We start from the raw sequence: 12612 nt of genomic DNA, 5'->3' as shown, positions 1-12612 counted from the left end.
ATGACACCCCGTAAACACATCCCCCTGGCCAGCGTGCCGGGGCGATCGTCGATGTCTTTATCTATCTGATTAGAGGGCTTGGTTTTGGCTCAATACGTCTACACCATGCATCGGCTGAGCAAGGTCGTGCCGCCGAAGCGGGAAATTCTCAAGAATATTTCCCTGTCGTTCTTCCCGGGCGCCAAGATCGGCGTGCTCGGCCTGAACGGCGCCGGTAAATCGACCCTGCTGCGGATCATGGCGGGCGTCGACAAGGAATTCGACGGCGAAGCCCGTCCGATGCCCGACATCAACGTTGGCTACCTGCCGCAGGAACCACAACTGGACCCGAACAAGTCGGTACGTGAGGTGGTCGAGGAAGCGGTCAGCGTCATCAAGGACGCCCAGGCACGCCTGGACGAGGTCTACGCGGCCTATGCCGAACCGGATGCCGACTTCGACAAGCTGGCCGCCGAGCAGGCCAAGCTCGAGGCCATCCTGCAGGCCGCCGATGGCCACAACCTCGAGCGCCAGCTGGACGTTGCCGCTGACGCCCTGCGCCTGCCGGCCTGGGATGCGCGCATCGAGCACCTGTCTGGTGGTGAAAAGCGCCGTGTGGCCCTGTGCCGCCTGCTGCTGTCGGCCCCCGACATGCTGCTGCTGGACGAACCGACCAACCACCTGGATGCCGATTCGGTGGCGTGGCTGGAGCGTTTCCTGCACGATTTCCCGGGCACCGTGGTAGCGATTACCCACGACCGTTACTTCCTCGACAACGTCGCCGGCTGGATCCTGGAACTGGACCGCGGCGCCGGTATCCCTTACGAAGGCAACTACTCGGGCTGGCTGGAAGCCAAGTCCGAGCGCCTGGCGCAGGAATCGAAGCAGCAGAGCGCTCATGAAAAGGCCATGAAAGAGGAACTGGAGTGGGTGCGCAAAGGCGCCAAGGCCCGCCAGTCCAAATCCAAGGCCCGTCTGCAGCGCTTCGAGGAAATGCAGTCGCAGGAATTCCAGAAGCGCAGCGAAACCAACGAGATCTACATCCCGGCCGGTCCGCGCCTGGGTGACAAGGTCATCGAATTCAAGAACGTCACCAAGGGCTACGGCGACCGCGTGCTGATCGACAACCTGTCGTTCTCCATGCCGAAGGGCGCCATCGTCGGTGTGATCGGTGGTAACGGTGCCGGTAAGTCGACCCTGTTCCGCATGCTGATGGGCAAGGAGCAGCCGGACTCGGGCAGTATCGAGATCGGTGAAACCGTGCAGTTGGCCTGCGTCGACCAGAGCCGTGAAGACCTGGACGGCAGCAAGACCGTATTCCAGCAGATTTCCGACGGTTCCGACATGATCCGCATCGGCAACTACGAGATCCCGTCGCGTACCTATGTGGGCCGCTTCAACTTCAAGGGTGGCGACCAGCAGAAGTTCGTCAAGGACCTGTCCGGTGGTGAGCGTGGCCGCCTGCACCTGGCCCTGACCCTGAAGGAGGGCGGCAACGTCCTGCTGCTCGACGAACCGTCCAACGACCTCGACGTCGAAACCCTGCGTTCGCTGGAAGAAGCCCTGCTGGACTTCCCGGGCGCCGCGATCGTGATCTCCCACGACCGTTGGTTCCTGGACCGTGTGGCTACCCACATCCTGGCGTACGAAGACGACTCGAACGTGGTGTTCTTCGAAGGCAACTACACCGAGTACGAAGCCGACCGCAAGAAGCGCCTGGGCGATGCCGCTGCCCAGCCACACCGAGTCCGGCACAAGAAGCTGGCCCAGTAAGCCGGATTCTGCTGCACAAGAATGGGGCCCTGCGTGGCCCCATTTTTGTGCCTGTTGGAAGGTGGTCAAGGGGCTCTGGCGAAGCGTTTTGTATACAGTTACATAAAACGCACCAAATAATTTCAAATAAACGACATTTCGCCCTGTTCCGGTGCGATTGCTTCTTGGTACATTCGCTGAAAAACCAATAAGTCCAATCCTGGGTGAGACGTCTACCATGATCGAATCTGTCGACAATTTCCTCGCACGCCTGAAGCAACGCGACCCGGCCCAGCCCGAATTTCACCAGGCGGTGGAAGAAGTGCTGCGCAGCCTGTGGCCGTTCCTGGAAGCCAACCCGCATTACCTGCAAGCCGGCATTCTCGAGCGCATGGTCGAGCCGGAGCGCGCCGTGCTGTTCCGCGTGTCCTGGGTCGATGACCAGGGCAAGGTGCAGGTCAACCGCGGCTACCGCATCCAGATGAGCAGCGCCATCGGCCCGTACAAGGGCGGCCTGCGCTTCCACCCCTCGGTCAACCTCGGCGTGCTCAAGTTCCTGGCGTTCGAACAGGTGTTCAAGAACTCACTCACCTCGCTGCCCATGGGCGGCGGCAAAGGCGGCTCGGACTTCGACCCGAAAGGCAAGAGCGACGCTGAAGTGATGCGCTTCTGCCAGGCGTTCATGAGCGAGCTGTACCGCCACATCGGCGCTGACCTGGACGTACCGGCCGGTGACATTGGCGTGGGGGCTCGCGAAATCGGCTTCATGTTCGGCCAGTACAAGCGCCTGGCCAACCAGTTCACCTCGGTGCTGACCGGCAAGGGCATGACTTACGGCGGCAGCCTGATCCGCCCGGAAGCCACCGGCTACGGTTGCGTGTACTTCGCCGAGGAAATGCTCAAGCGCCAGGACAAGCGCATCGATGGTTGCCGAGTGGCAATTTCCGGCTCGGGCAACGTGGCCCAGTATGCCGCGCGCAAGGTCATGGACCTGGGCGGCAAGGTCATCTCGCTGTCCGATTCCGAAGGCACCCTGTATGCCGAGGCCGGCCTGACCGACGCCCAATGGGAGGCGGTCATGGCGCTGAAGAACGTCAAGCGTGGCCGCATCAGCGAGCTGGCCGCCCAGTTCGGCCTGGAGTTCCGCCAGGGCCAGACCCCATGGGACCTGCCGTGCGACATCGCCCTGCCGTGCGCCACGCAGAACGAGCTGGACGCCGAAGACGCGCGCACCCTGCTGCGCAATGGCTGTATCTGCGTAGCGGAAGGCGCCAACATGCCGACCACCCTCGCGGCTGTGGATATCTTCCTGGAAGCCGGCATCCTGTATGCGCCGGGCAAGGCCTCCAACGCCGGCGGTGTGGCCGTGTCGGGGCTGGAGATGTCGCAGAATGCCATGCGCTTGCTGTGGACCGCCGGCGAGGTGGACAGCAAGCTGCACAACATCATGCAGTCGATCCACCATGCGTGCGTGCACTACGGTGAAGAGGCCGATGGCCGGATCAACTATGTGAAGGGCGCGAACATCGCCGGTTTCGTGAAAGTGGCGGATGCGATGCTGGCGCAAGGCGTGGTCTGATTCGAGCGTGCCGGGGCCGCTTTGCGGCCCTTTCGCGACGCAAGGCCGCTGCTACAAGCGCCGCGTCAATCAGGTGGTCGCGGGCCGCTGTAGGAGCGGCCTTGCGCCGCGATGGGCTGCAAAGCAGCCCCTGCCCTTCAGTCCTCAACCTCGATATCAACTATCTCGATCACCTGCTCTCCCGCCGGCCGTCGCCACAGCACTTCATCGCCAGGCCCGGCCCCGAGCAATGTCCGCCCCAGCGGCGAGCCCCAGTTGATCAGCCCGCGCCCCGCATCTGCCTCGTCCTCACCCACCAGCCGCACCACATGCTCCTGGTCCTGGGCATCGACAAACCGCACCCGGCTACCGATCTGCACCTTGCTCCGCGACGTCGCCGCCGGTACCACCTGGGCGCTCTGCAGCCGCGTGTTGAAATAGCGCAGATCGCGCTCGGTATCGGCCAGGCGCTGCTTGTCACCATGCTCACCTAGCGCCTGCAGCTCGCTGCGCAGGGCATTCAGCTCGGCCACGCGGTCCTGCAACTGGCGCAGGCCACTGGCGGTCACGTAGTTGGGTTGTTCGCTGACCCGTCGCTCCACGGGCTGGTCGGCCTGGGCGGCGGTCTGGTCTTCGTTGACGAATGCTCGGCTCATGGCTACCTCCTTGTGCAGGAGACCATCATGGCAGGCTACGGGTTTCAAGGGATGTCCGATTGCGACTCAATCGTGGCGATAAGCCTTGGCAGCGCCGCGATCCTTTTCCTGTTCCCAGTCACGGTCGCGCTGGTCCCGGAAACGCTCTTGGTACTGGCGCTGTTGCTCACTGTTCTGCATCGCCTGGCACTGGCGGAAGCCGTCGTCCCAACCCGCTTCGTACTGACGCTCATGCAGGTAGCGTTGCACATCCTTGCGAAAGTCACCGACCATCAGCCCGGTCGCCTGGCGACCGCTGCTGCAGCCATCCTCATAGCCGTCGGCGAACGCCGGGGGATAACCGCGGGCGACCATCTGTTCACGGGTCGTTTCGCAACCCGCCAGCAACAAGGCAATGCACAAGCCCGACCAATACCGCGACATGACCACCTGGACCTTCGGAGGAATACCGGAAAGTCTAGGTGGCGGTTTGTCGGGGAGCTGTCAAAACAGTGTCAAAGAGTCGGTTGGTTCACAATCAATAGTGGTACCACTTCAGTTCCAGCATCACCTCGTTCTGCGCCGTCGCCAGGTGACTGAACTCGCGCGAAGCGCTCAGACGCAGCCCCAGGTTCTGGCTGATTTCCCACTGCTGGTTCAGGCTCACGCTGCGTCGAACCTCGCCATTGCTGAAATAGTCGCCCTTGGCCTCGAGCGTCATGTTGCCGAGCCCGTTGCGCCATAGCAGCCCGCCGCTGAACCCCGCCGCCGGGGCGATGAACTGGGCAAAGTCATTGTGGTGCTCGACCCGCAGCGTGCCCAGGGCAAAGCCCAGCAACCCGTCCGCCAGCTGCCAGGTGCCACCGGCTCCGCCATTCACATGACTCACCAGCACTTCGTCATCATGCTTGCCCGGCACTCGTTCCAACCCGCCGGCTACCTGCCACGACCACGGCTTGAGCAACTCGTTGCGCGGGGTCAGCGAGCGGATGGTGGCCAGGTCCAGGCGCTGTACCTGCCAGTCGTTGCCTTCGTACTGGCGTACCTTCAATTGCAGGATCTCGATCTGCGCCCCCAGCGGGAAGCCATAGGCGTTGTCATTGAGGTCGTGGTAAGCCATGCGCAGGCCATACTCGGCATAGGCGCGGTGCTCACGGGTGCCTGCGCCCAGTTGCCAGGTGCGCGAATCGTGCCCGTCCTCGGGCAGCCCCGGGCGCTCGATATCCAGCGCCGGTGGCGGGTTGCGGTTGATCGCCTGCAGCAGCTCGAAGCTGCGCCGGGCCTGGCCAGCGTCGCGTTCCTGGCCGTTGGCGCGGTAACGTTCCAGGCGATACGCGGCATCCTGCACCAGTGCCTGGCGCGGGCGGGGCAGGGCGGTGAATTCAGGGTTCTGCAATTGTGCGGTGTCGGCACTGATGGCCAGCACTTGCTGCTTTTCCTGATGGTCCAGCGGTTCGGCCCGGGCCAGCAACTCGCGCTCGCGCGAAGGGCGATATTTCACGCTGGAGACCAGGCCGGACTGGCGCACTGCCTTCACCGTGTCGGTGGGGATGGCGGTCAGCGGGAACTGTGAGGTCAGGTCCAGGCTCGGTCGGGCGACCTGCAGCAGCTCCAGCAGGCGATACGAGCAGTTTTCGTCGAAGAAGAAGTAGTCGAACTGGATCTGCTTCAGCTCCCACACATGCTCGACCATGCGCCCGGTCTCTTCTGGCGTCAGGTCCAGCTGGTATTCCCACAGGTCGCGGTTTTCCAGGCTGCGGTACTCGGAGAGCTTTTCCTGGTAGGGCATCAGCGCGAACAGGCCCGGATAGCCGCCCATGAGGCCTTTCCATGCATACAGGATGCTGTTGTCGCTGCCTTCGATATAGGCGCCGAAGTTGATCGCGTAGCTCAGCAGGGTGGTGTCGTCGCTGCGGGTTTTCGACTGGTCGATGCGCAGCAAGGTATGGCCGAACATCGAGGACGGGCTGTTCAGGTAGGCCGCCGGGAAGATCAGCGCCGCGCTGTGTGGGTCGACCGACTGGTACCAGCCGTTGAATTCCTGGCAGGCCGGCTGTGGCAAGTCTTGCAGGTCGAGCTGTTCGCGCAGCCAGCGGGTGCGCGCCGGGAACCGGCACTGGGCGTGCTGGTCGCCGAGGCTGGCCGGGGCGTACAGCGCTTCGACCGTGGCTTGCAGCTCGTCGTCGGGATGGTGCGCGCCGTCCTGGGCAAGAAAGAACGCGTCATCGTCCACATAGCTGCGCCAGCCACCAAGCTTGGCGGTTTCGTAATGGCCCAGGGCAATCCAGTAAGGGGTATTGGCCAGTTGCTGGAGACGGCCGTGGTCCAGCAGTGGTGCGGCATGTACAGGGGCGCAGGCACACAGCGCCAAGGAAGCGAGGCGTTTGAGCATGTCGGGCAACTACTTCTCAACGATGCCGAAAAAAAGGCGAAACCCGCCCCGGAGCCGGGGCGGGAGCAGCTGCGCTTAGGCCTCGGTAGCGTATTTGGCCAGGCGTGGATCGTTCTTCAGAACGGCCAGGGTGTTGCTGTGGACCGTTTCGGCAGTGACGTCGGCACTGCTGAAGATCTGGTTGAAGTGCTGGTGGGTGACGGCTGCGAAGTAGCCACGGTCTTCCGGAGCCACGCCGAGTACCACGGCATAGGTGGTCAGTGCTTCGCCCTGGCCCATGGCCATGTCTTCGGACAGTTCGTTCATCATGCCGTTCATGGCGAACCAGGACTTGCCGCCGTAGGTCAGCGAAGCCTTGGTCGAGCAACCGTTGGTGCCGGACGTCATGCCGAACGTGGCGTTACCGGAGGTGCCGTTGGTGGTGGAAGCCAGGAAGTGTGCCGGAGTGCCGCGCTGGCCTTCGAACAGCATGTTGCCCCAGCCGCAGTTCGGGCCGCCTGGCGCTTCGGCCATGGCGTTAAGCGAAACCACGGTGAACAGAGTACCCAGAAGAATCCGTTTCATAGCATTTGTTCTCTATTTGACTTAACCAAGGGTCAGGGTTTCTGGCAACTCGGTTGCCAGGTCGGGGAAGCTTTTCACCCACCCGCGCAGCTTGGAGTTTAGGCACGATCTAAAGGTTGCGTTGCTGATTGCGAAAAATTTGCTGTCGGATGACCCGCTGCGGCTGGAGATAAAGTCCCGTGGAGCCTTGCAAGGCGCGCGCGGGCAGCGCCAGAATGCTGCGTATCTGCCCCGCCGAAGTAAGGAAACCCAATGCCCGATCCTGTCGCTGCGCGCCTGCGTCTCGCGCCTGAAGCCCTGACCCGGCGTTTCTCCCCCGAGCAGTTTGCCTTTACCAACACCGACGATCTGGAGCCGTTTCGCGGAGTCCTGGGCCAGGAACGTGCTGTCGAGGCCCTGCAGTTCGGCGTGGCCATGCCGCGCCCCGGTTACAACGTGTATGTGATGGGCGAGCCTGGCACCGGCCGTTTCTCGTTCGTCAAGCGCTACCTCAAGGCCGAGGGCAAGCGCCAGCAGACCCCGGCCGACTGGGTCTACGTCAATCACTTCGATGACACCCGCGAACCGCGCGCGCTGGAATTGCCGTCCGGCAGCGCCGGGGCATTCATAGCCGACATGAACGGCTTGATCGACAACCTGTTGGCGACGTTCCCGGCGGTGTTCGAGCACCCCTCCTACCAGCAGAAGAAAGGCGCCATCGACCGCGCCTTCAACCAGCGTTACGACCGCGCCCTGGATGTGATCGAGCGCGCCTCGCTGGAAAAGGACGTTGCCCTGTACCGCGACGCCAGCAACGTCGCCTTTACCCCGATGGCCGACGGCAAGGCGCTGGATGAAGCCGAATTCGCCCAGTTGCCGGAAGAAGTACGCGAGCAGTTCCACGAAGACATCGCCCTGCTCGAGGAACGCCTGAACGAAGAGCTGGCCAGCCTGCCGCAATGGAAGCGCGAGTCGAATAACCAGTTGCGCCAGCTCAACGAGGAAACCATCACCCTGGCCCTGCAGCCGTTGCTGGCGCCGTTGTCGGAAAAATATGCGGAAAACGCGGCGGTCTGTGCCTACCTGCAGTCGGTGCAGCTGAACCTGCTGCGTACCGTGGTCGAGCAACTGGTGGACGACAGCAAGACCGACGCCGTCGCGCGCAAGCTGCTGGAAGAGCAATACGCCCCCAGCCTGGTGGTTGGCCATCACGCTGACGGTGGCGCACCCGTGGTGTTCGAGCCACACCCGACCTACGACAACCTGTTCGGCCGTATCGAATACAGCACCGACCAGGGCGCGCTGTATACCTCGTACCGCCAGCTGCGGCCGGGTGCGTTGCACCGCGCCAACGGTGGTTTCCTGATTCTCGAAGCCGAGAAGATGCTCGGCGAGCCATTCGTATGGGACGCGCTCAAGCGTGCCCTGCAGTCGCGCAAGCTGAAGATGGAGTCGCCGCTGGGCGAGCTGGGGCGCGTGGCCACTGTCAGCCTGACGCCGCAGATGATCCCGCTGAACGTCAAGCTGATCATCATCGGTTCGCGCCAGTTGTACTACGCGCTGCAGGACCACGATCCGGACTTCCAGGAGATGTTCCGGGTGCTGGTGGACTTCGACGAAGACATGCCCATGGTCGACGAGAACCTCGAGCAGTTCGCCCAGTTGCTGCGCACCCGCACCAATGAAGAGGGCATGGCGCCGCTGACCAGTGATGCAGTGGCGCGCCTGGCCACCTACAGCGCTCGCCTGGCAGAGAACCAGTCGCGCCTTTCGGCGCGTATCGGCGACCTGTTCCAGCTGGTCAGCGAAGCCGATTTCATTCGCCAGCTGGCCAGTGACGAAATGACCGACGCCGGCCATATCGAACGTGCACTCAAGGCCAAGGCCACCCGCACCGGGCGAGTTTCGCAGCGGGTACTGGACGACATGCTGGCCGGCATCATCCTGATCGACACCGAAGGCGCGGCCATCGGCAAGTGCAACGGCCTGACCGTGCTGGAGGTGGGCGACTCGGCGTTCGGCATGCCGGCGCGTATCTCCGCCACCGTGTACCCGGGCGGCAGCGGCATCGTCGACATCGAACGCGAGGTCAACCTCGGCCAGCCGATCCACTCCAAGGGCGTGATGATCCTCACCGGCTACCTGGGCAGCCGTTATGCCCAGGAATTTCCGCTGGCGATCTCGGCGAGCATCGCCCTGGAGCAGTCCTACGGCTATGTCGACGGCGACAGCGCCTCGCTGGGCGAAGCCTGTACGCTGATCTCGGCCTTGTCGCGCACGCCGCTCAAGCAATGCTTCGCCATCACCGGTTCGATCAACCAGTTTGGTGAAGTGCAGGCGGTTGGTGGGGTCAACGAGAAGATCGAGGGCTTCTTCCGCCTGTGCGAGGCACGTGGCCTGACCGGCGAACAGGGGGTGATCATCCCGCGCGCCAACGTCGCCACGCTGATGCTCGACGAGCGCGTGCTGCAGGCAGTGGAGAACGGCATGTTCCACGTCTATGCGGTGAGCCAGGCCGACGAGGCCCTGAGCCTGCTGGTGGGCGAGGAGGCCGGCGTGCTGGATGACAAGGGCCAGTTCACCGAAGGCAGCGTCAATGCCCGGGTGGTGGAGCGCCTGCGCGAGATCGCCGAGATGATCGGTGAGGAAGAAATCGAAAAGGCGGAGAAGGAGCGTCTTGAAGAGGTGATTGCCCAGGCCAAGCCGGCCTGAGTCAATAAACCGGCGCTGGCGGCGAAGTGCTACCGTTCAGCGCCGGTTTTCCAACTTTTGCTGCTGTTCTTCTATGCTGGAACTTAAGGACGGTATCAGCGTTCAGGATGGAAACAGCCTGAGTCCAGGCTGAACAAGGCTCTTTGGAGGGGACGCGGCCATGCGCAACCTCAGCCTCACGCGCCAGTGCCTGGGCCTGGTGACCCGTATCGAATGTTGCATCCGGCCGCTGGCCGGGGACAACGGTATGTGGACGTTGCTGTTCGCTGCCGGAATGGCTGGTGAACAGCCTTCGGCGATCAAGGCCCAGGGGCCGTTTCATGGGCCGCTGGTGGCCGAATCGGTATTGAATGCCATTGTCGACAGCCTGACCTTGCATGGCTATCAGGTGGCCGAGGACCCGCAGATCTGGTGTTTGCACCTGCAGGCGCAGTTGCGGCGGATCAATGGCGACCGGTGCCGTAACCTCGGGGATTACCAGTTCCATCCTGAAACCTGAACGAATTGCCGGGGCTGCAGCGCAGCCCCGTTCACCGGGCTTTTGCTGTAACAGGTGGCTGGCTATACTCGCCCTCGCTTTTTAGTCACCTGATGAGTCCCGATTCTCCATGGAACGTATCCTCGAAAACGCGATGTATGCCTCGCGCTGGCTGCTCGCACCGATCTACTTCGGCCTGTCCCTCGGCCTGCTGGCCCTGGCGCTGAAATTCTTCCAGGAAGTGGTTCACGTCCTGCCCAACGTCTTCGCGCTGAGCGAAGCCGACCTGATTCTGGTGATCCTGTCGTTGATCGACATGTCGCTGGTCGGTGGCCTGCTGGTGATGGTGATGATCTCCGGCTACGAAAACTTCGTCTCGCAGCTGGATATCGACGAGAGCAAGGAAAAGCTCAACTGGCTGGGCAAGATGGATTCCTCGTCGCTGAAGATGAAAGTGGCGGCGTCGATCGTGGCCATTTCGTCCATCCACCTGCTGCGGGTGTTCATGGATGCGCAGAACATCTCCACTGATTACCTGATGTGGTACGTGATCATCCACATGACCTTCGTGGTCTCGGCGTTCTGCATGGGCTACCTGGACAAGCTCACCAAACACTGAGCCGCGGCCCCTTAAAGGAGCGGCCTTGCGTCGCTCCTGGAGGAATTGCGCTACGTGGCGCTGGCAACTGACGAGCGGCGTCAGTCGTGTCTTGTGTATTCTCCGTTTCTGTACAAAAAATGAGCTTCATGCGTGGTTCCCGTCCCGAGGTGCTCTCATGAACCTGCATCAGCTCAACACTGAGGCCAGATCCGGCCATGTCGACGAACTGAACCTGATCGCCATCGAAGGCGGTGACTACTTGCTCGAGGCCCGGGTCAAAGGGCGCGCCCATCCACTCTCCGATGCCCACGGTCAACGCTTGCGCGTGCGTTCGGTGGAGGATGCGCGCAAGCTGCTGCAAACCATTCCCATGGTTTCGATGAACCTGGTGCACTGGTCGGTGCAGGATGAAATGTGTGGCATGGGCACGCACCCGGAAGAAGACTTGAAGGTGCCGATTTCCCAGCGCTCGGCCTGGTAGCTGCTCGCAGCGCCCCAGTGTGCTAGGCTGCTCGCCCTTTTCATCAAGGGCGCGGCTTCACTGCGCCCTGCAGTGGAGCATGACAATGTCCGAACTCAACCTGTCCACCGACGAAACCCGCGTCAGCTACGGCATCGGCCGTCAGCTGGGCGGCCAGCTGCGTGACAACCCGCCACCAGGCGTGAGCCTGGAAGCCATCCTGGCCGGCCTGACCGACGCCTTCAACGGTGCCGACAGCCGCGTCAGCGAAGCCGACCTGTCGGCCAGCTTCAAGGTCATCCGCGAAGTGATGCAGGCCGAAGCGGCCGCCAAGGCCGAAGCCGCTGCTGCCGCGGGCAAGGAATTCCTGGCGGAAAACGCCAAGCGTGAAGGCATCACCACCCTGGCCTCGGGCCTGCAGTTCGAAGTGTTGACCGCAGGTGAAGGCGCCAAGCCGACCCGCGAAAGCAACGTTCGCACCCACTACCACGGCACCCTGATCGACGGCACTGTGTTCGACAGCTCCTACGATCGTGGCCAGCCGGCTGAATTCCCGGTTGGTGGCGTGATCGCTGGCTGGACCGAGGCCCTGCAGCTGATGAACGCCGGCAGCAAATGGCGTCTGTACGTACCGAGCGAGCTGGCTTACGGCGCTCAGGGCGTCGGCAGCATCCCGCCGCACAGCGTGCTGGTGTTCGACGTCGAGCTGCTCGACGTTCTGTAATACCGCTGAGGCCGCTCTACAGGGATATGCGTTGTCCTGTAGAAGCGGCCTTGTGTCGCGATCGAGGGCGAAGCCCTCGCCAGGTTCGTCAGTTCCAGTCTGTTCCCCCAGGGCGCAATGCCCGCGCATAGCAGAACAGAAACAGGTTGCGCACCAGCTCCTTGAGCACCCCCGGTTCACTCGAGTTCAGCCCGCTCATGTCCAGGTCGCCCTGGTCACGCAGCTCGTCGAGCGCTTCTTGTTCAAGCACCGCGCACACTTCGCCGGTTTCCCGATGAAGGATGCGCAGGTAGGGGTGTGGGCGGTCCAGCCAGGCGTCGATCAGATAAGTCATGGCTATTCTCCTTGGATAGCGGCTCCAATGAGAATAATTCTTATTATCTAAATAGCAAGCGTCAATTGGCGGTTTTTGCGTTATCAGACTTTACGCACGAACTCGGACTTCAACTTCATGGCGCCGATGCCGTCGATTTTGCAGTCGATGTCGTGGTCGCCATCGCACAGGCGGATGTTCTTGACCTTGGTGCCGACCTTGACCACCAGGGAAGAGCCTTTGACCTTGAGGTCCTTGATCACGGTGACGGTATCGCCGTCCTGCAGGATGTTGCCGACCGAGTCCTTCTTCACCACCTCGTCGCTGGCTGCCTCGGCATCGCCGCTGGCCGACCATTCGTGGGCGCATTCAGGGCAGATCAGCTGGGTGCCATCCTCGTAGGTGTATTCGGAGTTGCATTTCGGGCAGGGTGGCAGAGTGCTCACTTCGGTTCCTCGACAGACA

The 12612-nt window shown here is 62.4% G+C and carries 13 protein-coding genes; 7 read left to right on the top strand and 6 right to left on the bottom strand.

Features of this window, described 5'->3' with window-relative positions; translation table 11 throughout:
• The first annotated feature begins 84 nt into the window (after positions 1-84).
• The gene (gene ettA / locus ACVWZT_RS05425) at positions 85-1752 is read left to right on the top strand and encodes an energy-dependent translational throttle protein EttA (protein ID WP_296231883.1); all 1668 of its coding nucleotides are present in this window, start codon (positions 85-87) and stop codon (positions 1750-1752) included.
• Between the two features lie 217 nt (positions 1753-1969).
• Positions 1970-3310: an NADP-specific glutamate dehydrogenase gene (gene gdhA / locus ACVWZT_RS05420; protein ID WP_296231882.1), complete on the top strand. Its 1341-nt coding sequence runs from the start codon at positions 1970-1972 to the stop codon at positions 3308-3310.
• Between the two features lie 137 nt (positions 3311-3447).
• On the opposite strand, the gene ACVWZT_RS05415 is transcribed toward gdhA, so the two are convergent.
• The 4 genes from ACVWZT_RS05415 to ACVWZT_RS05400 all read right to left on the bottom strand — a co-directional run bounded on the left by ACVWZT_RS05415 (position 3448) and on the right by ACVWZT_RS05400 (position 6880).
• Positions 3448-3945, bottom strand: a complete 498-nt coding sequence (locus ACVWZT_RS05415; protein ID WP_457468487.1) for a GreA/GreB family elongation factor — start codon at positions 3943-3945, stop codon at positions 3448-3450.
• A gap of 66 nt (positions 3946-4011) precedes the next feature.
• Complete coding sequence (locus tag ACVWZT_RS05410) at positions 4012-4368, bottom strand: hypothetical protein (protein WP_296231878.1); 357 nt, start codon at positions 4366-4368, stop codon at positions 4012-4014.
• 94 nt (positions 4369-4462) lie between these two features.
• A complete protein-coding gene (locus ACVWZT_RS05405) occupies positions 4463-6316 on the bottom strand; it encodes an Lnb N-terminal periplasmic domain-containing protein (protein ID WP_457468485.1) in 1854 nt (617 codons plus the stop codon).
• A 75-nt stretch (positions 6317-6391) separates the two neighbouring features.
• The gene (locus ACVWZT_RS05400) at positions 6392-6880 is read right to left on the bottom strand and encodes a DUF3015 domain-containing protein (RefSeq protein ID WP_170028199.1); all 489 of its coding nucleotides are present in this window, start codon (positions 6878-6880) and stop codon (positions 6392-6394) included.
• Positions 6881-7132: 252 nt separating this feature from the next.
• Here ACVWZT_RS05400 and ACVWZT_RS05395 point away from each other — a divergent pair, with 252 nt between their 5' ends.
• The 5 genes from ACVWZT_RS05395 to ACVWZT_RS05375 all read left to right on the top strand — a co-directional run bounded on the left by ACVWZT_RS05395 (position 7133) and on the right by ACVWZT_RS05375 (position 11834).
• On the top strand, positions 7133-9571 hold the full coding sequence (locus ACVWZT_RS05395; RefSeq protein ID WP_296231875.1) for a Lon protease family protein: 2439 nt from the start codon (positions 7133-7135) through the stop codon (positions 9569-9571).
• 160 nt (positions 9572-9731) lie between these two features.
• Positions 9732-10070 carry a PA4575 family protein gene (locus tag ACVWZT_RS05390; protein ID WP_296231874.1) on the top strand — a complete coding sequence of 113 codons (339 nt, stop codon included), beginning with the start codon at positions 9732-9734 and terminating at the stop codon, positions 10068-10070.
• A 109-nt stretch (positions 10071-10179) separates the two neighbouring features.
• The gene (locus ACVWZT_RS05385; protein ID WP_003247486.1) at positions 10180-10668 is read left to right on the top strand and encodes a TIGR00645 family protein; all 489 of its coding nucleotides are present in this window, start codon (positions 10180-10182) and stop codon (positions 10666-10668) included.
• Positions 10669-10825: 157 nt separating this feature from the next.
• A complete protein-coding gene (locus ACVWZT_RS05380) occupies positions 10826-11131 on the top strand; it encodes a DUF6482 family protein (RefSeq protein WP_296231872.1) in 306 nt (101 codons plus the stop codon).
• 85 nt (positions 11132-11216) lie between these two features.
• Positions 11217-11834: an FKBP-type peptidyl-prolyl cis-trans isomerase gene (locus tag ACVWZT_RS05375; protein WP_170028204.1), complete on the top strand. Its 618-nt coding sequence runs from the start codon at positions 11217-11219 to the stop codon at positions 11832-11834.
• 88 nt (positions 11835-11922) lie between these two features.
• On the opposite strand, the gene ACVWZT_RS05370 is transcribed toward ACVWZT_RS05375, so the two are convergent.
• Together ACVWZT_RS05370 and ACVWZT_RS05365 are read right to left on the bottom strand one after the other, a co-directional pair.
• The gene (locus ACVWZT_RS05370; protein ID WP_170028205.1) at positions 11923-12168 is read right to left on the bottom strand and encodes a PA4570 family protein; all 246 of its coding nucleotides are present in this window, start codon (positions 12166-12168) and stop codon (positions 11923-11925) included.
• 83 nt (positions 12169-12251) lie between these two features.
• Positions 12252-12593, bottom strand: coding sequence for a zinc ribbon domain-containing protein YjdM (locus tag ACVWZT_RS05365; protein WP_009686103.1), 342 nt, complete (start codon positions 12591-12593; stop codon positions 12252-12254).
• Positions 12594-12612: the final 19 nt, after the last annotated feature.

This window comes from Pseudomonas sp. TE21394 (assembly GCF_054057835.1).
Note: the sequence above shows the minus strand (reverse complement) of the source record. Positions and strands in the feature narration are given on the sequence as shown.

Bases quoted from the DNA above. Each gene is read 5' to 3' on its own strand.
- ACVWZT_RS05400 (WP_170028199.1), bottom strand. From the start codon at position 6,880: ATGAAACGGATTCTTCTGGGTACTCTGTTCACCGTGGTTTCGCTTAAC.
- ACVWZT_RS05375 (WP_170028204.1), top strand. From the start codon at position 11,217: ATGTCCGAACTCAACCTGTCCACCGACGAAACCCGCGTCAGCTACGGC.
- ACVWZT_RS05390 (WP_296231874.1), top strand. From the start codon at position 9,732: ATGCGCAACCTCAGCCTCACGCGCCAGTGCCTGGGCCTGGTGACCCGT.
- ACVWZT_RS05385 (WP_003247486.1), top strand. From the start codon at position 10,180: ATGGAACGTATCCTCGAAAACGCGATGTATGCCTCGCGCTGGCTGCTC.
- ACVWZT_RS05405 (WP_457468485.1), bottom strand. From the start codon at position 6,316: ATGCTCAAACGCCTCGCTTCCTTGGCGCTGTGTGCCTGCGCCCCTGTA.
- ACVWZT_RS05410 (WP_296231878.1), bottom strand. From the start codon at position 4,368: ATGTCGCGGTATTGGTCGGGCTTGTGCATTGCCTTGTTGCTGGCGGGT.
- ACVWZT_RS05380 (WP_296231872.1), top strand. From the start codon at position 10,826: ATGAACCTGCATCAGCTCAACACTGAGGCCAGATCCGGCCATGTCGAC.
- gdhA (WP_296231882.1), top strand. From the start codon at position 1,970: ATGATCGAATCTGTCGACAATTTCCTCGCACGCCTGAAGCAACGCGAC.
- ACVWZT_RS05395 (WP_296231875.1), top strand. From the start codon at position 7,133: ATGCCCGATCCTGTCGCTGCGCGCCTGCGTCTCGCGCCTGAAGCCCTG.
- ACVWZT_RS05415 (WP_457468487.1), bottom strand. From the start codon at position 3,945: ATGAGCCGAGCATTCGTCAACGAAGACCAGACCGCCGCCCAGGCCGAC.
- ACVWZT_RS05370 (WP_170028205.1), bottom strand. From the start codon at position 12,168: ATGACTTATCTGATCGACGCCTGGCTGGACCGCCCACACCCCTACCTG.